This window comes from Arthrobacter psychrochitiniphilus, from assembly GCF_003185915.1.
In the GTDB taxonomy this organism is placed as follows: Bacteria; Actinomycetota; Actinomycetes; order Actinomycetales; family Micrococcaceae; genus Specibacter; species Specibacter psychrochitiniphilus.
Genome location: NZ_QHLZ01000007.1, coordinates 67,424 through 87,011, shown reverse-complemented (window position 1 = coordinate 87,011; position 19,588 = coordinate 67,424). Strand labels below are relative to the sequence as shown.

The window sequence follows — 19,588 nt, the reverse complement described above, 5'->3', positions numbered from 1 at the left end:
AAAGGTCCTTTGGTGTCGAAGGAATTTCTCATGAGCTCTGCCGTTTTGGATGCAACACAACTCATTGATTCACCGCTCCTGCCCGTGGTGGGCCAGGATCTGGCGGCCCCCTTGATTCACGGCGGGCATGTGCGTTACGCCAACCTGGACTATGCAGCGTCTGCCCCGGCCATCAAGGACGTGGCAGCGCACCTGAATGAGGTGCTGCCGTTCTACGCGAGTGTGCATCGTGGCGCTGGATTCGCCTCGCAGGTCAGCACCTCCGTCTATGAAAATGCTCGCAAGATTGTTGCCGGTTTTGTGGGCGCCCGGCCTGATGACACGGTCATTTTCACCCGTAACACCACAGATTCGCTGAACTTGTTGGCGGGTTGTGTGGAATCGATTTTGCAACAGAGGGGCTTCACCGAGGGCCGTTCCAACGTTCACGGCGAGGTGCTCTACCTGGACATTGAACACCATGCGAATCTGCTGCCTTGGCAGGCTCTGCCGCACCGTTCAGTTGTTGGCGCTGACTCCATCGCCGCTACCTTAGACCGTGTTGAGACGGCGCTGCGGGCAGGAAACGTGCTGCTCGTGGCCGTTACCGGAGCCTCCAACGTGACAGGGGAGGTGCTGCCCGTGGCCGAATTGACTGCCCTGGCGCACCGCTATGGCGCCCGGATTGTTCTCGATGCCGCCCAACTGGCGCCGCACCGCCGGATCGATCTGACTGCCACCGGCATTGACTACTTGGCGTTCTCGGGCCACAAGCTTTACGCACCTTTCGGCGCCGGGGTTTTAGTGGGCCGCCCTGACTGGCTCGACGCCGGTCACCCTCACCTTGCCGGTGGCGGAGCCGTGAAGGACGTCCGGCTTGAATCCATCAGCTGGACCACCGGACCGGCCCGCCACGAGGGCGGCACTCCCAACGTTTTGGGTGCCGCCACCTTGGCCAAGGCCACCTCTGTGCTGGCTGCGCTGAATGCTGATGACTGGCACCAGCACGAGCAGCAATTGCGCGCCCACTTGGTGGCCGGCCTCAACGAGCTAGAGGGCGTCACTGTCCACTCGCTCTTTAGCGACGCGGACACGTACCCGGACTGCGGCAGCATTGGGGTGGTCAACTTCTCGGTCACCGGGTACGACGCCGGGCTGGTGGCCGCATACCTCTCCGCCGAGCACGGCGTGGGCGTGCGTGACGGAAAGTTTTGCGCACACCCGCTGCTTAACCGCTTAGGCCTGCCCGCGGGTTCCCTACGCGCAAGCTTTGGTGTGGGCTCACAGCTGGAGGACGCTCAGCGCTTGGTGGCCGGAATCCAAACGTTGTTGCAGGAGGGCTTGGGCTGGGACTACGTGGTGGATTCCGGCCGCTGGGTCCCCGTCAATGACAACCGGGAGTACCCCAGCTGGGCCCCGAACACGCCAGGGACAGCAGGGGCAGCCCCCTGCAGCATCCACTAACCCACCCCCATACCAGCGCTCGGTTAGATTCGGGCATATTTTGCAGACGCAGTAGCGTCCGGAAGTGCGGGGCGGGGAGCACCTGGGGGTAAAGTTGAACGGCATTGACCGGCACAACTTTCAGGAGCACCATGGCAGGCACCGGCGGACCGGTCTTTGATGCGGCGCGGCGCAAACACATGGCCGCCGCGTTTTTGGAAGGCGGCGGGCATTATCATTTGGTGCGCCCGGGTTACCCTGAGGATTCCTTGACGTGGCTGCTGGAAACTGCCGGGAGCGTCCAAGATGTGGTGGACATTGGTGCAGGCACGGGCAAATACACGCAGCTGTTGGCCCTTCACAACTTCTCGATGACGGCGGTGGACCCCTCAGCGGACATGCTGGCGCAACTTGGCGCGGAGCTGCCCCAGGTCACCACCGTTGTGGGTACCGCCGAAAAGTTGCTCCTACCGGATGAATCCATGGACTTGGCCGTGGTGGCCCAGGCTTGGCACTGGGTGGATCCTCTCGCGGCAAGTACCGAGATTGCCCGCGTACTGCGTCCGGGGGGAACCTTGGGCCTGATTTGGAACCAGCTGGACGTCGGACTCCCCTGGGTTCACCGCTTGGCCCGGATCATGCACGCAGGGGATGTGCACAAGGCAGATTTCAGCCCTCAGATTGGTCCGGAATTCTTCCCTGCCCAGCCTCACACCTCCCGTTGGTCCCAGCAGCGCACGGCTGAGGAGATCATCGATCTGGCAAAGTCACGCAGCTATTACCTCAGGGCAACAGACCAGGTCAGGGACAAGGTCATCACCAATCTGCAGTGGTACTTGTATGAGCATCTGGAACACGCGCCCGGTGAAAGCATTGAGCTACCGTACAGCTCCCAAACATGGCGGGCGCAAAAACGCTAGCTGCGGCCCGGGCACCCGTAAAGTTTCTATAAGTCGTTCCCGGCTCGACAACCACCCCTGCCACGTTTTAGAATTTCGGTATACCTAAATAAACTACTTAGGATCATCGAAAGGCGAGACCTTGCTCGACACTGCCAAGAGGACAGCACGGCGCAGGCCTCGCGGTGGCATGATGCTGCTGCTGGGCCCGGCCTTTGTCGCGGCCATTGCCTACGTTGATCCCGGCAACGTGGCCGCTAACCTGACCTCCGGCGCCAAATACGGCTACCTGCTCGTGTGGGTTTTGGTCACAGCCAATGTCATGGCCATGCTGGTCCAGTACCAATCCGCAAAGTTGGGGGTGGTGACGGGCAAATCCCTGCCGGAGCACTTGGGTGAACGCTTCAGCACCCGCAACCGCCGGCTCTTTTGGGTGCAGGCCGAGCTCGTGGCCATGGCCACCGATCTTGCGGAAGTGGTGGGCGGCGCCATCGCCCTACACTTGCTGTTTCAGGTTCCGTTGCCCATAGGCGGGCTCATTGTGGGCCTGGCTTCCATGGCTCTGCTGACAGTTCAGAATAGACGCGGCCAACGCCATTTTGAGAGCGTCATTATTGTTCTGCTCGTCATTATCACCATTGGTTTTCTGGCAGGCCTGGTGCTCAGTCCACCAGATCCGGCAGGTGTGATCGGCGGGCTGGTACCCCGGTTCGACGGCGCCAATAGCATCATGCTGGCGGCTGGCATGCTGGGTGCAACGGTGATGCCGCACGCCATTTATCTGCATTCACAGCTGGCCAAGGACCGCCATACGGATGCCCGCAGCACCCCAGAGCGCCTGCGCCAGATCATCAAGGCGACCCGGATCGATGTAGTCTTGGCCCTTATTCTTGCCGGCGCCGTCAACATTGGCATGCTACTGCTAGCGGCCTCCACCTTGGGTGGAATCTCTGGAACTGACAGTATTGAAGGAGCCCATGCCGCCATTGTCGCCAGTCTGGGGCCGGTGATAGGCGTGGTCTTTGCCGTGGGCTTGCTAGCGTCAGGACTCGCGTCAACCTCGGTGGGCGCCTACGCAGGCTCCACCATCATGAACGGCTTGCTCAAGGTGCGCATCCCCCTGCAAACCCGGCGAATGGTGAGCCTGATCCCGGCTATCATCTTGCTCTCCGTCGGTGTGGACCCCACGTGGGCGCTGATTGTTAGCCAGATTGTGCTCAGTTTCGGCATCCCCTTTGCGCTGATTCCCCTCCTACGCCTGACGGCCAGCAAAAAACTGATGGGCGAACACCGTGACGGCCTGCTCCTGCGCTTGGCCGCATTGGTGAGCGTGGTGTTGATCGTGGCTCTCAACGCGCTGCTGCTGTGGCTAACCTTCACGGGGCAGGGCTAACGGGTAGGCTGAAGAGTGTGAAACCAACTGCCACTTCCTCCAGCTTCGAAGACTATGTGAAGGTCATTTATGCCTACACCGAGTGGCAGGACAAACCCATCACCTCCTCGGTGCTGGCCACCCGCCTGGGCGTTGCCAATTCATCCGTCTCAGAAATGGTGCGCAAGCTCAAGGATCAGGGCCTTGTGGATCACCAGCCCTACAGCCCCATTCACCTGACACCCAAGGGTCTGAGCCTTGCCTTATCCATGGTCCGGCGGCACAGGCTTTTGGAAACGTACCTGGTGAACGAGCTCGGTTACACCTGGGACGAGGTCCATGACGAGGCGGAGCAGCTAGAACATGCCGTCTCTGATCATTTCATTGAACGCATGAGCGCCAAGTTGGGCCACCCGTTCCGTGACCCTCATGGCGATCCCATCCCCGATGCGCAGGGCCAGATCGCCATGGTCCCCTCACACCGTCTGGACGAGCTCGATCCTGGGCATGTAGGCCGGATCAGCCGCATCAGCGATCATGACCCTGAGCTTTTGCGCTACTTTGAGCAGCAGGGGCTGGGGCTTGACACGGAGCTGTTGGTAGTTGGCCAGTTGCCCTTTGGCGCCGGCTGGCAGGTGGGCCTGAGAACTGCCACGCACGACGCCGGCCCTCTCACCTTGGGCCCTGACGCTGCGGTTTCGCTGTGGCTGGCATCGGTAGGACAGCACGCTGGCTGCTGCGTTCAGGAGCCCACGGGAGGAACCCTGATGGTCCCCCACATGTCCGGGCTCTGAATCTCCGGGCTCTGACCGGCAGCTTCCCGGCTATTACTTCGGGTCACTGAGCCTTCGGGTCACTGAGCCAGCGGGCCAGGCAAAAATGGCTCACCGCTCCCACCAGCATGAGGATGCCCAGAACAGCTGAGCCGGCGCTGAACAGGGCCACAGCCGCGGCTACGAACAGGAGCAGGGCCGCCCACAGTGCGCGTTGGGCCCCCACAAAGCGTTCGCTGCGAGGAGCCAAGAAGGCGCCCCACAGAACAACCACAACCGCTGGGAGCGCTATGCCAAGGACTAGGTTCCAGGGTGCAGCCTGGGCGAACCCCCAGTAGAGGAATGCGGCCAGCATGGCCACCTCCAGCACGAAGCCGAGGACCTGGCTTGCGCCCCGGAGCGCAGGGCTCAACGCAACCATGTCCAAGCGTGCTCCCTGAGGCCCATCCACCCTGCGTCGTCCCACTAGATTTCTCCGCCTGCTAGTTTTTCTCGGTCATTGCTGCCCGGTCCCGGCGCAATACAAAACGCTGCACCTTGCCGCTGGGTGTTTTGGGCAGTTCTGAAACAAAGTGAATGCGCCGCGGGTAAGCATGGGCGGCAAATCCGGTTTTTACCAACTGCTGCAATTCCATACAGAGCTCATCGGAGGCCTGGTATCCGGGGCGCAGCACCACAAAAGCTTCCAAAACCTCACCGCGAATATCATCCGGGGCGCCAATGACCGCTACTTCGCCAACGCCTGGGTGCCGCACCATGACGGATTCCACGTCGAAGGGGCCAATACGGTACCCGGCCATGATGATGACATCATCATCGCGTGCAGAGAAGTAAATGAAACCATCGCTATCTCGGCGGCCGGCATCACCGGTGAGGTACCACTGGCCGTCAGCGCTGAACCGTTCCATAGTCTTTGCCGGGGCATCCACATAGCCGGAAAACCACATGAAGGGACTTTGTGGAACATTGACTGCTATGCGGCCCTGCTCCCCATCAGCGGCTGGCACATCAACATTCTCGGCCAGCACGTCCACGCTCCAGCCCGGCAACGGCACGCCCATGGAGCCGGGCCGCAAGGGTGCCTGTAGGGATTCATCCCAGGCATTGCCGGCCACCATGCCCAACTCGGTTTGGCCGTAGTGGTCATGCACGTCCACGCCAAAGCGCTCTTTGCCCCAGGCAATCACGTCGGGAGTCAGCGGCTCACCGGCGCTGGAGGCCCGGCGCAGCTGGTGGTGGAGCCCGTCCGGGGATCCTGCGCGCAATGCACGGTACAACGTGGGGGCTGCGGCAAAGTTAGTGACGGAGAATTTCTCCATGACGGCCCACACCAGCTCTGGTGTGAAGGGGGCACGGAGCAATAGTGAGCGGTGACCTGCGGCCAGGGGCCCCAAGATAGCGAAGTACAAGCCGTAAGCCCAGCCGGGATCGGCAGCGTTCCAGAAAACATCGTCCTTGCGGACATCCAAACCAAAGTGGTGGTAGCCAGCAAAGGAAGCTACCGCCTGCAGGGGAATGGGCACACCCTTGGGCGCGCCAGTGGTCCCTGAGGTAAACAACTGCGCCAGCGTTCCACCCCCACCCACGGCCACCGGTCCGACGTCGTGCGGGGCAGTATCTGCAGCGGAAAGTTCTCCCAGCTCGGCAAAGGCGCCGGTCCCGGCCACCATCTCATCGAGTGAGAGATCGTAACCAAAAGCGTCACCGTGAGCCACCACCACCGGCAGGGAGGCATCGGTGGGGACCTCGCCCGGCGGCATCAGCTTGCGGCGCTGATCGGCATCGCAAATGACCAGCCGCGTACCGCTGGACTTAAGGCGGAAGTCAATGGCGTCATGGGCGAAAGCCGTAAAGAGCGGAACGTCAACGGCCCCCAGCCGCCAAATTCCCAGCAGAGCAATCACCAGCTCGGCAGACTTCGCCATGAGAGTGGCCACGTGATCTCCGCGCTTGACTCCAAGAGAGCGCAAAGCTGCGGCGAACTGCGTGGACTTCGCTCGCAGTTCGCCGTAACTGATGTCCATGCTCTCTAACTCTGCGTCAATCACCGTGAAGGCAATCTCGCCAGCGGGATGGCTGTCGCACAGTAGCCACGGCGCATTAGCGCCGGGCGCGGCGAACCGCGCCGCTAGCTCTTGAACACGCTCAACCATGATTTGCTCTCCTGCTTGATGACGCCCGGCTGCAACGAACGCTACGTGCCGGCAGTGCAGCTGAGCCTACGGCAGTGCTTAGGCTGCCGCGGGCTGTACCGGCCTCTTTAGCCTTCGCAATCCTTGCAGAACAGCATGCCGTTCTTTTCGCGTGCTACCTGACTGCGGTGGCGGACCAGGAAGCATGATGAGCAGGTGAATTCATCATCCTGGGCGGGAATGACCTGAACAACCAGTTCCTCGTTGGAGAGGTCCGCGCCGGGCAGATCCATGCCCTCTGCGGTGTCTGAATCTTCGACGTCAATATGGGCCGTCTGTGCACCGCCACGCTGAACCTGGAGCGCCTGAAGCGACTCTGTCTCGTGGTCTTCGTCCTTGTTGCGGGGTGCGTCGTAATCCGTTGCCATGCGGTTTTCAAACTCCTGAAGTACTCGTGGTAGTGGCGGGGTCTTTCAGCGCCCCATCCTAGCCCTAGAAAGCTGGAAACGCGCCTTAAATTCCTCGATGTTTTCCCACAGCATAGGGGATGGTATGGGAATTTGTTGTATTCTCGCAAAATTTGCTCTCACGGCGCCCTGCGCCACGGGTAATTTGTGGCGATTATCACCCTCCCGAGGGCCCCGTTTGGACCCCATAGAGCGCCATCCGAGCGTGTTTGGCGTGCTCCACGCAGCTTTTGCGGTGCCCTGCCGGAGAGCAGGAATCGCCAGCGCGCAGGCTTAGACCTATTCTTGATAGCACCATGGCAAACAACAATTCCCCCCGCGTCTCGCTCAACCGCCGGCAAGTGGCTCAAGCTTTGAATATTCCGCCGGAGATGGCAGCCCGCAACGGTATCCCCTCGCGTTTGAGCGCCGCCGAAGTTGCCGCCCTTGACACCAATCCCCCGGCGTGGCTGGCGCAATCCCGGGCTAACGCCACCGGTAAACGTCCGGTCTGGGTGGATCTGCGCTGCTACCTGTGCGATTTCCTGGAAGTGGCCCGCCCCAAAAAGTGGTGGCCGGAATTCACTTATGTCATCTGCGACTTCCATGAAACTTCGGAGCTGCCTGAGCCTGAGCCCGGTTCTCGTCGCAGCCAGTACGACGGCGTGGGGAGCCGTTTTATTGGCATCGTCGATTCCCAAGACCAGTAGTTAGGCAACGGGGCGTGGGGGTGGTGTGGTTTGTTCGCGGCTTGCCACAGCGCTGCAGGCCTGCATCGAGTAGAGTTTTGACGTGACAGTTCCGGCCAAACTCTTCCAGCAGTGGCTGCGCACTGTTGCTGGCGATACCAGCCAAGCAGCGGTGTGCCGATCCGCCGGCATTAAGCGCTCAACTTTGGCCCAGCAGCTGGTTCGGGGGCGGGTTTCAGTGGCCACCGTAGCCGCCGTCAGCCGTGCTTTGAACCTACCCGTGGTGGCCTCCCTCTCTACTTTCCCCCTCTTCACTGACCTGGCCACAGGCATCAAAGCGCCTACGCAAGCTGAGCTGCTGAGCCAAATTTCAGATTATGACCTGCTCCAAGAGATCTTGAACCGGCAAACGCAGGTAGAGGGCGCCCTGGCCCCTAAGCCTGCGCTATTGACATCAGTGCCGCACAGATCCTCAGTGCGCGCCTGGCTCGACGCCGTGGATGTGGGTGAGCTGCGTCAGAGAGTGGCCCGGGATGCGGACATGGCACCCCAGAACTTCTCAGCCCAAATCAGCGCCAATAGGCTCTCAGCAGAGCTTGCGGTAGCCACAGCCCGGATTGCCAACGTGGGCTTGACCAACGGTCTGGTTGCCACCGGCTTTCTCTCCCCCACAGAGGCAGGGTGGGCTCCTGATGCTAGAGAACTCGCCTTGAGGCAGACCGCAAACAGCGCTCTAGCTAGCCTCGCCGCTCAGCGGCTCGAAATCCTTGGCCGCCTCATGCGCCGCAATGAAGATGACAGAGCCGCTGTTCAAAGTATTTGGGAGAATCTCGGATGATTTCAATCTTGCAGTGGGTGGTGCTGGGAGTTTGCCTCCTGTGCACTGCCTGGCGCCTTCCAGCCGTACGGTCCGGACACAACCGTGGGTTATTTTGGATCTTTGCTTTGGCATCCATCGCTGTGGCTTTGAGCATTCCCAGTATTTATTTTCCCGTGGATAAACTCTTGGGTGGGCACAATCTGGCGAATGTGATTGTGCGGCTGAGCTTGTTTTCTGTCTTTTTTCTACTGGCCTCCAGAGTCGCTGCGGCCTATAAATCACCAAGAGCTCTCAAGCTCATCCGAGGGCCAGTCGGGCTGCTGGTGCTGGCCGCCAGCACTGTGGGTATTCTTATCACTTTTCTGCTCTCCGAGGTGGAGGGCTCCAGCCCTGGATTGACCCGTTTTGGCGACCAGCCCACTGTGGCGGCCTATATGTGGATTGGACTGAGCTATACGGCCTATGCTGCGGCCATACTTGTTCCCGCGACGGCCAAGACGGCCCTCTCCGCAGGGTATGCCCTGGTGGACCGCAGTGCAGCTGCCTGCCTGTCCATGGGGTTCTTCCTCGTGTGCATAACTCTGGTACTCAAGCTCGCGCCTCTACCCGTGGGCAGCCTTGTTCAGTTACTTTCCTTTGGCTCCATTCTCTTCGTAGCGGCCGGGATGTCTCTTGTCTGGTTCTCTTTCATCCGCCGCCCCGCCCAGCAGTAAGTCCGCTGATAATCACTTCGATGTATTATTTCGAGCCCAGATGTACACTTTTCCATTAGTCTCTGACATAATAATGAATGTGTGAACACGGGATGTTGCGAGGGTTCGCATGAAACTTTGGGGGTGAGTGGTGGTTTGGCTGCAGAGCCAGACCACCACTCAATTTTTTGCTCTCACTTTGCCTTTTTTGATGGACCTTCACTTAGTAACGCTGAGGAGCTTGTCTTACTCGGAAAGAAGCCGCTGATTCCAACGCGGAACACGATTTTCGTGCAATCAGCGCCCATCTCAATAAGCGTTTCCAGGGCCTTCCACCGGCCCATCAAATGACCATTAGCTTGAAACTATGAATTTTCGAGCTCACCACCGGCTCTGATAAGTGCGGACTGGGGCTGTGCGCGTGGCGTGGCGGTACCATGGGAAAGCAGGTCAACACCCTGGACTCTGCGCCCCAATGATCCCGGAAGGCCCTGCCATGAGCGTCGGCGTATTTGATCTGTTCACCGTAGGAATTGGCCCCTCCAGTTCCCACACCGTGGGACCGATGAGGGCTGCCGCAGCCTTTGTCCGCGAACTCGAAGTGGCCGGGGTACTGACACGAGTTGCTGCTATACGAGTTGACCTCTATGGATCCCTTGCTGCCACTGGCCGCGGCCACGGCACCATGACTGCAGTACTGCTGGGGCTCGAGGGCCGAGAACCAGAACTCATCCTCCCTGCGGAGGTGGAATCACGGCTTGCCGCCTTTGCCACCGGCGCCCCCTTGTTGCTTGCCGGCAGCATCGAGTTGGCCTACGGTGCCGAAGAAATGATCCTGCACCCGTTGACGGTCCTGCCGCGCCACACCAACGGCGTGAAATTCGCGGTCCTCGACGACGCCGACAGTGCCATCCACGAAGCCACCTACTTCTCCGTGGGCGGCGGCTTCATTGTGCGTGAGGGCGAAGTGGATAGCGCCACGGCCGAGCTGGAGAGTTCCAAGGCGCTACTGCCCTACCCCTTCAGAACGGCGGCCGAACTGTTGGGCCATTGCGCCACCGCCGGCGCGAACTTCAGCGCAGTCATGTATGCCAATGAACTAGTGGAACGCAGCGCCCTGGATATTCGCAGCGGGCTTCTGCACTTGCGCGATGTCATGGAGGAGTGCAAGAACGCTTCTTTGGCCCGCACCGGGTTGCTGCCAGGAGGCCTCAAAGTTCGACGCCGGGCACCAGACTGGCATGCCCGCCTCAAGCAGGAGGACCCTCACCGGGACCCGAAGTTCTGGCAGGAGTGGGTCAACTTGGTGGCACTGGCCGTCAATGAGGAAAACGCCTCCGGCGGGCGGGTGGTCACAGCACCAACTAATGGCGCCGCCGGCATCATCCCGGCAGTCATGTTCTACGCCACCCACTACACCGACGGGATGGCAACTGCCACCCAACGGGAGAAGGACGACGTCGTGGTTAAGTTTCTCCTCGCGGCCGGGGCTGTGGGTGTCCTGTACAAGGAGCAGGCCTCCATTTCCGGTGCGGAGGTGGGCTGTCAGGGGGAGGTGGGATCGGCGTCGTCCATGGCAGCAGCGGGTCTTGCCGAGGTCATGGGAGGTACGCCGGAGCAGGTGGAAAACGCCGCGGAAATCGCCATGGAGCACAATCTGGGGCTTACCTGCGATCCCATTGGCGGGTTGGTGCAGATCCCCTGCATTGAGCGCAACGCCATTGCCGCAGCCAAGGCCATTAACGCGGCGAAAATGGCGCTGTGGGGCGACGGGCAGCACCGGGTTTCACTCGACGAGGTGATCGTCACGATGCGGGAGACGGGCCGCGATATGAACTCCAAATACAAAGAAACGGCCCTGGGCGGGCTCGCCGTCAACGTGGTGGAGTGCTAATCCCCACCCGCAAAACCAAGCTTCGGAACAAAAAAGAACCTGTCCCCCACCGCTATGGTGGGGAACAGGTCCCAATAGGGATGTGGAGATGGGGAGAATTGAACTCCCGTCCGATGTTGTGTTGTCAGGGCTTCTCCGGGTGCAGTTTGCGTCGGTTTTTCTCGGCCCCAACTATCTCGCAAACAAGTAGCTGCCAGGCCCAGTTGTATAAGAGTCCCTCAAACGCCTACAACGAGCGTTTGAAGCAGTGGCCCTCTAAATGACGTCAGGATCCGGGACGAGAGCATTCCCGGGCTGACGGACTGTCTTACTGCTTAGGCAGCAAGAGCGAAGTCAGTGCGATTTGATTCAGCACTTATTGTTTTACAGAGATCGTTTACGAGATAACCCTGTATCCTCGACCCGCTTCACCTGTCTCGACGAACACCGTCGAAACCGATCATCCCCTATTGTTTTTTCAATTCCACGCACCGTGCCCGTTGGGAAATGTCCGTGGACTATCCATGTTAGCGCATGCGGGGCCAAATATATTCCTTCGGGCTAGTCAATGAGGCCCTTGGCTTGCTTTTGCTGCAGAATCAGCAGCGCCGCAGCGTCAATTGTTGCGGCAAAAGCGGGATCCGTCCGGGCAGCGTCAACCATGCCCGCATACATTTGCGGCATCAATCCCTGATTGGTACACAACGCCATGGTGCCGCCAGCTTCCAGGAAAAGCACGCCACGCTGTGAGACTGGTACTGACGAGACTTGGACGGCGTTACAAATATCGTCGCTGATGATGACACCCTTGAAGCCGAGGTCCCCACGCACCATGTCGTGCACAATGATCCGGGAGAACGGGGCCATATTGTTCGGATCAATGCGCGGGTATGAGGCATTCGAGATCATCAACCACGGCACTCCAGCATTGACAGCGTCCCGGAACGGGGCCACATAGGTGTCATTGCGCACCGTAATGCCATCCGTTACGCCGGCGGAGACATCAGTATTTTCAGTCACCCGCCCCAGACCCGGAAAATGTTTCACAGTAGGCTCTACGCCCGCATCCATCATGCCTTGAGCAAAAGCCAACCCGTGGCTCGAAACTGCCGCGGGCGTGTAACCAAACTCGCGTCCGAAGGTCCCAATGGGTGCGTTCAGTGGCGCGAACTCTGCGCTGGGCACTGTGTCCAGCACGGGAGCCAAATTCACGGTGACCCCCACGGCGGCCAGCTCTTGCCCCCACACCGTGGCCTCACGGAGCAGTTCCGCGGGCGAAAGCTGACCTTGCTCAATGGCCTGGGGTATCTGCGCAAAACCTGGCCCGCGCATGATCTGCACGAACCCGCCTTCCTGGTCGGTAGCAACGAATGGCCGCGCACCCTCTGTCCTCGAGCCGGAAACATGACCCGTAATGGCAGCCACTTCCGCTCCAATCCCGGCCTGCCCCACCGCGCTGCGGCCCGCCATGAAAATATTGCCCACGTACAGGGTGTCCAAGGCGTACAAAGAATCAGCGTCTGCCCCGGTCACGGGCGAGGAAACCATGAGCGTTTGACCCACCCGTTGTTCTAACGTCATAGCCGCCAGTTTTGCCTCAGCCAAGCTTGGCGCAGGTGGCGCAGGAGCCACACTTGCCTGCGTTGGGGGCACCGAGGCGTTGCCTGGGGACGATGACCGCGGGGCCGTGCTGGTGGCGGGTGGGCCGGTCTGTGCCGGCGCGGTACTGGCGGGCGCAGTACTGGCGGGCGATATCTGAGGGGCATTGTTGCGAAAGAATTGGAGGGTAAAAAATACCACCAGCGCAACAACAACAAGCCCAAGGGCGCCGATCCACCAGCGTTTATCTTTTAGCGCAGTCACGATCCTCCTTCCGCCACAGATGCTTCACCTGTCAGCTTAGGACACACCACCCACAAACAACTCATAAAACCGTCCGGTGAGATGGGCTCTCAAGCCCAGCACGCGTCATGGTCTAACCTGCTTGCCTACTCGCTGCCGCGGTTCTTCTCGCGCATGGCACGGAGCGCCTCACGGTTGTCCTGCTGTTCACGCAGGGCGTGGCGTTTGTCGTAATCCTTCTTACCGCGAGCAATGGCAATTTCCACCTTGGCGCGGCTGTCCTTGAAGTACAGCTGCAGGGGCACGATGGTGAACCCGGATTCGCGGGTTTTACGTTCAATCTTTTCCAACTCTTCACGGTGCAACAGCAGCTTGCGGCGGCGGCGGGCTGTGTGGTTGGTCCAGCTTCCATTTAGATACTCGGGGATGTAAACACCCTCAAGCCATAGTTCATCTCCGTAGAAGGTGGCAAAGCCATCAACCAGGGAGGCCCGGCCTTCACGCAACGATTTCACTTCGGTGCCCATCAAGACCAACCCGGCCTCAAAGGTATCCATGACGAGGTAGTCATGCCGGGCCTTGCGATTGGTGGCCACTACCTTCAGGCCACTTTCCTTCGGCACAGCTGGCTCCTTCACGGATGGTTGGGTGCCGCATCAGCGGCGCAAGGTATAAGTCTAACAACGCCAGGCCCGGCTGAGGGTCATGCAACTCTCAGCCGGGCCTGCCGGGTGGTACAAAAAGCGGTTTTTCTAGAGCCTAGAGCAAGGTCATGGGATCAACAGCAACACCGTTGAGCCACGTTTCAAAGTGCGCGTGGCAACCGGTGGAGTTGCCTGTTCCACCGGAGATGGCGATCAACTGGCCGCGACTGACCTTTTGGCCATTGCTGACCTGGACATTGGTGTTGTGGTAATAGGCCGTCAGGAGAGCGTTCCCTTGAATGACACCGTGGCTGATCTTGACACCCCAGCCACCTCCCCAAACATCCCAGCCAGCCATGACCACGGTGCCCGCTGCTGCCGCGTACACGGGGGTACCGCACGTGGCGCCGAAGTCAATGCCAGTGTGGACGTAGCCGCCCGTGCCGTTGAAGTCGATGGTGCCAGCAGGTGTTTGCCGCCAGCCGAAACCGGAGGTAATGGGGACATTGACGGAGAAGGGGTGCTGGAGTCCGAACGCGGAGGGGTTACCCGGTGCTGGCGGCACGTAGGGCGGAGGCACGAAGCTATTGCCACCACCGCCACCGCCACCGTTATTGTTACCTGCTGCGGCTGCGGCTGCTGCTGCCTGCGCACGGGCAATCCGTTCGGCTTCTGCCTTGGCAGCGGCCGCGGCAGCTTCACGCTCTTTGCGCTGAATCTCCGCGATTTCAGCGGCAACAGCAGCCTTTTTGCCCTGAACTTCCTTGAGCTTGGCCTGGATCTGCGGCTTTTGAGCTTCTAATTTGGCATTCAGTGAAGCTGAATCGGTGATGAGCTTATCAACTGTGGCTTTTTGCGTGGCGGCAGCATCACGGGCGCTCTGTTCGGCAATAAGTGCCGCATCGGCCTGCGACTTCAAGTCAGTGATTTCAGCTTCCACCGCTACCAGACGAGCCTGGGCATTCTGGTTGGTTGCCTTCTGTGCCGTCAACTCTTCCAGAGCCGCGGTCTGGCTGCGCAAGGCCTGTTCGGCCAAGTCTATGGAGTTAGCCAAGTCCGTGGTGGATTCAGCGCCCAGAATCAAGGTCAGGTTGGCGGGCAAGCCGCCAGCCTTGTAAGACTGGGCGGCGATCTGGCCAATCAGCGCCTTTGTTTCGGTGGCCTTCTTGGCATCCGTGGCTATTTGGGCTGTGATCTTGTCCTTGTTCTGCTGGGCAAGATCCATCCGTGCTGCGAGGGAGTTAACCTCAGCCGTTGCCGCGCTCACGCGGCTCTGTGCCTGTGTCAGCGCCGCCTGGGCACCTGGAAGCTGGCCCTGGAACATGACAAGATCCGCGGCAGACTTGGCAATCCCGGAGTCCACAAACTCAAGCGATGCTTGAACATCGTGAGCCTGCTGTTCAAGGGCGCTGGCCTGATCGCCAAGATCGTCGGCCTGGGCGGGGGGCACAAGCCCCAGTAAACCCACGGCGAGAAGAGCTGCAATGGCAGCACCGAAACGGTGCCGCAGCGCTCGGGACCCGGGCAGAGAACGCCCAAGCCGGGGGGATTTCACGGTTCCAATTCCCCCGCTTGATTTCGAATTCATGCCTTGAGCTCCTTGACGATTGACACTAACAACTCCAGTCACAGGGGCCTCCTCGGTAACAAGGCCCCTACCTACCTTACACTTTGAGATTTTTACGCAACGAAACGGCTGATGCGATGCCTGCCAAGACGATTCCCAGCAGTATCAGGACCGGGTAGATCACAAAGGCATCAGCCGTTGAGATGTAGGGGGTTCCGGAACTGGAAGAGGCCAGGTAACCGCCAAAGAAGAAGTGCACAATGGACCAGACCGCGCCTGAGGCCAAAAGCGCCCCTATTGTGGCTGCAATGACACCTTCCAGCACAAAGGGTAGCTGGATGACAGTCCGTGAGGCGCCCACCAGGCGCATGATTTCAATCTCTCGGGTTCGCGATTGTGCCGACAGTCTGATGGTGGTGGCAATCAGCAGCGCCGCACAAATGGTCATGAGAGCAGCAACTCCCATGGCCACATAGGTGGCAATGTTCATCCAGGAGAACAGCTTATTCAGCACCTTGCGCTGATCCACCACGGAATCCACGCCCGGGGTTGCCGCGAAGGTCTCGTTGATGATCTGGTACTTCGTCGGATCGGTCAGCTTGATGCGGTATGAGGATGGCAGGTTGGCAGCTTCCACCGAGTCCACCATGGGTGAGTTGGCAAACTGTTCCTGGAAGTGGCCCAGCGCCTCCTCCTGGGACTCAAACGTCCATGTCTCCACATAAGGCTTCACAGCCGGTGATTCCAGCAGATCCTCAATGGTTGTCTTCTGCTCATCCGTGACCGGGCCGGAAACGCAGTTGGTGTTCGCAGGAATGTCGGTGCACAGGTAAATGGTGACCTGGACCTTGTCATACCAAAATCCTTTGAGCTGGCCAATCTGCATCTGCAAGAGTCCGGCCGTTCCCACGAACGTCAGCGACACAAACGTCACCAGAATCACTGAAATGACCATCGTCAGGTTGCGGCGCAGGCCACTTCCCAACTCGCTCATAATGAAGGCAAGTCTCACTTTTTGTTCCCGTCATTCATCTCATCGGCAGGCGTTGGCGCCGCTTCCCCCAGCGGCGTTCCCAGCTTGCGTTCAAGGCGTGGCGGCATGCTCTCCTCCGTGGAAGTGCCGTCCTCTGCTGCCGCGGCAGTTGCTGCGCGGCGACGGCGGGTCATGGGTTCGGCGTCGTCCGTCTTGACGGGGACCATAGCGGGTCCCGCGGCGCCCGCTTGCACCACCGGAATCGCGGAGGTGTAAAGGGCTGTAGCCTCATCCCGGACCACTTGGCCATGGTGGAGCTCGATGACTCGCTTGCGCATGGTGTTGACAATGTCATCGTCGTGCGTGGCCATGACCACCGTGGTGCCGTTTTGGTTGATCCGGTCCAGGATGGCCATGATGCCGGCACTGGTGATAGGGTCCAAGTTTCCTGTGGGCTCATCGGCCAGCAGGATTCCTGGCTGGTTCACGATGGCGCGGGCAATGGCCACACGCTGCTGCTCACCACCGGAGAGTTCCGTGGGTGTGCGGTGCGCCTTATCTTCCAGGCCCACCAGTTCCAGCACGCGCGGCACCTCAGACTTGATGGCGGCCCGGTTCTTGCCCAGCACCTGCATGGCATAGGCCACATTGGCGAACACGGTCTTAGTCTGGATCAGGCGGAAGTCCTGGAACACCACGCCAATGCCGCGGCGGAACTTGGGCACGCGCCAGCTGGGGACGTTGGCAACATTCTGTCCGGCAACGTAAATCTGCCCGTGTGGTGTCCGGTATTCGCGCAAAATCAAGCGCAGCAGGGTTGACTTGCCGGAACCGGAGGAGCCCACTAGGAACACAAACTCGCCGCGTTCCACATCGAAGGAGACGTCGTCGAGCGCAGGTTTATCCTTGCGATCGTAAGCTATGCTCACATTTTCAAAACGAATCATGACTTTTTCATTGCCCGGCCAGCGCAATTCGCTGGCATGCTGGCGTCCGGGCAGGTGTTTGGGGGAAGAAGCCGCCAGCTTAACGACTATAGGCGTGTGGCCGCGCTATTGCTGGTTCCACAGCGGTGTGTCGAGGTTGGGGGTTGCTGTGAATCCAGGGTGGGACGGTGCCGAGGCACCGGCTTCAGGCTTCTCACTGCGGCCGGCCCGCTCCCCGGGACGCGGCCACGTTTCCGCGAGAACGGGGCCAAGCCGGGTGAACGCTGCTGAGAGAAGGGGACCGGGCTGCGTATACTCCCGAAACCGGTGTCGCCCCGCAAGAACGGCGTTTCTTGTGGGGTGGTTCGCGGGTTGGCCCCGTTTGAGTTCAATTCCCGCAGGGAAGCCCTTTCTGTTCCTCTGACATTCACGCCCCTGCCATGTCAAGGTATAGCTTCTGCGGTGTGGACAAGGAAGAAGCTGATGATTTCACGCGGCATACGGGCTGCGTTGTCCACAGAATGGGTGGTTTCAACAAAGTGTCCTTGAAGACGTCTTAACACATCAACAGACTCGGGGCATGGAACAGAACAAATTGGAGCGACGATTGGTTCAGGCCTGGCCAGCGTTCTATCAGGTTGCCACTTCTGCCCAGCTGGCCGAAGCGGGCTTTGGCGAACGAGTGCTAGCCACCGCTTTGGACAGGAGACTAGTTTTCAGGCTGCGGAAGGGTGCTTACGTGCGAGCCGCACACTGGGCAGCGTTGAAGCCCTGGGACAAGGACAAACTCCGGATCCTGGCGCACATCATGACGGTCCGGGGCGAACCCGTCTACTCGTACTTCACGGCCGCGCGGCTGCACGGGCTGTTCATCTGGAACAGTGATGCCCGCATTCATGTCACCGGGGCATCGGCCAGCTCCGGGACAAGCGGTGCCAGGGACGTTGTCCAACACCACGAGGCTGTGCCCGTCACGGATTCCCATTCGTTGCTTCTGCGCACCGGCATGTCCGTGACTGTAACAACGTTGGAGCGCACGGTCGTTGATTGTGCAAGGGCAGGCGGATTCGCAGAAGCGGTAATTATTGGTGACCATGCACTGTCCAAGGGAGCCCGGATGGCGGTCATGTTGGCCTTGGTCGATTCGATGCCGGGGCGCCGCGGCGTTCGCAAGGCGCGCCGGGTGCTGCGTTCATTGGACGGTCTTTCGGAATCACCGGGCGAGAGCAGGACCCGGTTGATCATTGCCGGCATGGCCATTGACCAGCCAGTCCTGCAAAAGGAACTTCTTGCGGGTGGCAGGATCTATCGCCCTGATTTTCTCTGGGAAAGGCAAAAGTTGATCGTCGAGTTTGACGGCGATATCAAGTACTTCGCCTATGAACGCACCGACAAGGTCATCTTGGAGGAACGGAAGCGCGAAAAGCGGCTCATGGAATTGGGCTGGCGTTTCGTCCGGCTCGAATGGAAGGACCTTGCCAACCAGCAGGAAATGAAGCGGCGGATCCTGGCAATGTACAACGCACCATTTCTGGCTGCCGTCGCCTAACGGGGAGCGCCTACGCTTTATCCGCAAGTCTAGTTACTCATAATAATTGCACACGCGATTATTATTCCCCGGGCCACCCGGCAGCGCGACCTTAGCTGTGCGAGGCCTCGCACTCCGGGTGGATCGTTGCATTGATCAGTTCACGGTCATAGAGCACTTTAGCGTTGCTCTCGACAATAAGGTCTTTAGCAATCTCATTGCCCGTGCGTTTGTCGATGACGCTGCGGTAGACCTTGTTGCGCCGGTACACGTCCTTCCCCACTTCCTGGAAATGGGAGTCTGTTTCTTTGACATGGACCTTCACGCCCAGTGGTTCACTGGCGCGCAGTTCTCCGCGCCGGTATTCCTCGGTCACCGAAACCCTGACCTGGAAGGTGGTCTCCGTGGGGTTGTACACCCGGTAGTCCAGATAGTTGTAGACAATGGAGGTTCCCGTGCCAAACGGAATTTGCCGGTTGAAATCGGGGAACAAGTCGATGCCACCATGGTGGTGGTGTTCCACAATGTCCAACGGGCTATGCAGCACCATCCAGTGCAGCAGGTTGGTGAACTGGCACAGGCCCCCACCAATCCCGGAGGATGGGCCGTTGCTACTGACGGTCATGCCCGTCTTGTAACCCTTCTTCTCCGAGCAATGCCCCACTAGGTGCCAGAAGGAAAATGTTTCGCCGGGCTTGATCAGGATCCCGTCCACATGCGGCGCGGCCAAGCCCAGGCTGACAGCCTTGTTTTCCTGCAGCGCCGCATCCACATTTCCCAGTTTCCGCCGGATGAGGGAATTGTGCTTGTACACGACCACCGGTAGGTCCTGTTGCCCGCGGGTGGAGGCCAGCGTTAACAGGCGGATGAAATCGCGCAGCGTGCGTTGGGCGATCTGCCGTTTCACGGCGAGGGCATAGGTCAACGGGGATATGTCGCCAAACAGCTTCCGACCCAAATTCCCATTTCCCCACCATGGCTGCAAGCACG

At 59.8% G+C, this 19,588-nt stretch carries 18 protein-coding genes and 1 other RNA gene; 9 read left to right on the top strand and 10 right to left on the bottom strand.

All coding sequences use genetic code 11. The annotated features are described in order from the left end of the window. The first annotated feature begins 30 nt into the window (after positions 1-30). From CVS29_RS12075 to CVS29_RS12060, 4 genes are all read left to right on the top strand, one after another. A complete protein-coding gene (locus CVS29_RS12075; RefSeq protein WP_110106586.1) occupies positions 31-1,443 on the top strand; it encodes an aminotransferase class V-fold PLP-dependent enzyme in 1,413 nt (470 codons plus the stop codon). Positions 1,444-1,574: 131 nt separating this feature from the next. Beyond that, entirely contained in the window at positions 1,575-2,342 is a 768-nt protein-coding gene (locus CVS29_RS12070) for a class I SAM-dependent methyltransferase (RefSeq protein ID WP_110106585.1), read from the top strand. 121 nt (positions 2,343-2,463) lie between these two features. Next, positions 2,464-3,714, top strand: coding sequence for an Nramp family divalent metal transporter (locus CVS29_RS12065; protein ID WP_257032526.1), 1,251 nt, complete (start codon positions 2,464-2,466; stop codon positions 3,712-3,714). Between the two features lie 17 nt (positions 3,715-3,731). Continuing rightward, on the top strand, positions 3,732-4,487 hold the full coding sequence (locus CVS29_RS12060; protein ID WP_110106583.1) for a metal-dependent transcriptional regulator: 756 nt from the start codon (positions 3,732-3,734) through the stop codon (positions 4,485-4,487). A 43-nt stretch (positions 4,488-4,530) separates the two neighbouring features. Here the strand turns inward: CVS29_RS12060 and CVS29_RS12055 are convergent, their stop codons facing one another. The 3 genes from CVS29_RS12055 to CVS29_RS12045 all read right to left on the bottom strand — a co-directional run bounded on the left by CVS29_RS12055 (position 4,531) and on the right by CVS29_RS12045 (position 7,026). After that, on the bottom strand, positions 4,531-4,887 hold the full coding sequence (locus CVS29_RS12055) for a DUF2568 domain-containing protein (protein WP_110106582.1): 357 nt from the start codon (positions 4,885-4,887) through the stop codon (positions 4,531-4,533). 61 nt (positions 4,888-4,948) lie between these two features. Further along, a complete protein-coding gene (locus CVS29_RS12050; RefSeq protein ID WP_110106581.1) occupies positions 4,949-6,619 on the bottom strand; it encodes an AMP-binding protein in 1,671 nt (556 codons plus the stop codon). A gap of 107 nt (positions 6,620-6,726) precedes the next feature. Next, positions 6,727-7,026, bottom strand: a complete 300-nt coding sequence (locus CVS29_RS12045) for a DUF4193 domain-containing protein (protein WP_062007187.1) — start codon at positions 7,024-7,026, stop codon at positions 6,727-6,729. 335 nt (positions 7,027-7,361) lie between these two features. Here CVS29_RS12045 and CVS29_RS12040 point away from each other — a divergent pair, with 335 nt between their 5' ends. From CVS29_RS12040 to CVS29_RS12025, 4 genes are all read left to right on the top strand, one after another. Next, the gene (locus tag CVS29_RS12040; protein ID WP_110106580.1) at positions 7,362-7,754 is read left to right on the top strand and encodes a hypothetical protein; all 393 of its coding nucleotides are present in this window, start codon (positions 7,362-7,364) and stop codon (positions 7,752-7,754) included. An 82-nt stretch (positions 7,755-7,836) separates the two neighbouring features. Further along, entirely contained in the window at positions 7,837-8,571 is a 735-nt protein-coding gene (locus CVS29_RS12035; RefSeq protein ID WP_110106579.1) for a hypothetical protein, read from the top strand. Positions 8,572-8,678: 107 nt separating this feature from the next. Then, positions 8,679-9,266, top strand: coding sequence for a hypothetical protein (locus CVS29_RS12030; protein ID WP_146213045.1), 588 nt, complete (start codon positions 8,679-8,681; stop codon positions 9,264-9,266). Positions 9,267-9,741: 475 nt separating this feature from the next. Further along, positions 9,742-11,139: an L-serine ammonia-lyase gene (locus CVS29_RS12025; protein WP_110106723.1), complete on the top strand. Its 1,398-nt coding sequence runs from the start codon at positions 9,742-9,744 to the stop codon at positions 11,137-11,139. A gap of 80 nt (positions 11,140-11,219) precedes the next feature. Here the strand turns inward: CVS29_RS12025 and ssrA are convergent. The 6 genes from ssrA to ftsE form a co-directional block, all read right to left on the bottom strand. After that, positions 11,220-11,586, bottom strand: a transfer-messenger RNA (tmRNA) gene (gene ssrA / locus CVS29_RS12020). Between the two features lie 93 nt (positions 11,587-11,679). Beyond that, the gene (locus CVS29_RS12015) at positions 11,680-12,981 is read right to left on the bottom strand and encodes a glycoside hydrolase family 3 N-terminal domain-containing protein (RefSeq protein ID WP_245932215.1); all 1,302 of its coding nucleotides are present in this window, start codon (positions 12,979-12,981) and stop codon (positions 11,680-11,682) included. 125 nt (positions 12,982-13,106) lie between these two features. Beyond that, the gene (gene smpB, locus CVS29_RS12010; RefSeq protein WP_110106577.1) at positions 13,107-13,583 is read right to left on the bottom strand and encodes an SsrA-binding protein SmpB; all 477 of its coding nucleotides are present in this window, start codon (positions 13,581-13,583) and stop codon (positions 13,107-13,109) included. Positions 13,584-13,719: 136 nt separating this feature from the next. Continuing rightward, the gene (locus CVS29_RS12005) at positions 13,720-15,192 is read right to left on the bottom strand and encodes a M23 family metallopeptidase (protein WP_110106576.1); all 1,473 of its coding nucleotides are present in this window, start codon (positions 15,190-15,192) and stop codon (positions 13,720-13,722) included. Between the two features lie 76 nt (positions 15,193-15,268). Next, complete coding sequence (gene ftsX / locus CVS29_RS12000; protein ID WP_110106575.1) at positions 15,269-16,183, bottom strand: permease-like cell division protein FtsX; 915 nt, start codon at positions 16,181-16,183, stop codon at positions 15,269-15,271. Further along, on the bottom strand, positions 16,180-17,091 hold the full coding sequence (gene ftsE / locus CVS29_RS11995) for a cell division ATP-binding protein FtsE (protein ID WP_110106574.1): 912 nt from the start codon (positions 17,089-17,091) through the stop codon (positions 16,180-16,182). Before ftsE ends, ftsX begins: the two co-directional genes overlap by 4 nt. 559 nt (positions 17,092-17,650) lie before the next feature. On the opposite strand from ftsE, the gene CVS29_RS11990 reads away from it, so the two are divergent. Next, entirely contained in the window at positions 17,651-18,619 is a 969-nt protein-coding gene (locus CVS29_RS11990) for a PDDEXK family nuclease (protein WP_110106573.1), read from the top strand. 91 nt (positions 18,620-18,710) lie between these two features. Here CVS29_RS11990 and CVS29_RS11985 read toward each other — a convergent pair whose 3' ends face one another. Further along, positions 18,711-19,505 (bottom strand): VanW family protein, encoded by a 795-nt coding sequence (locus CVS29_RS11985; protein ID WP_245932214.1) that lies wholly within the window; start codon positions 19,503-19,505, stop codon positions 18,711-18,713. Between the last annotated feature and the right edge of the window lie 83 nt (positions 19,506-19,588).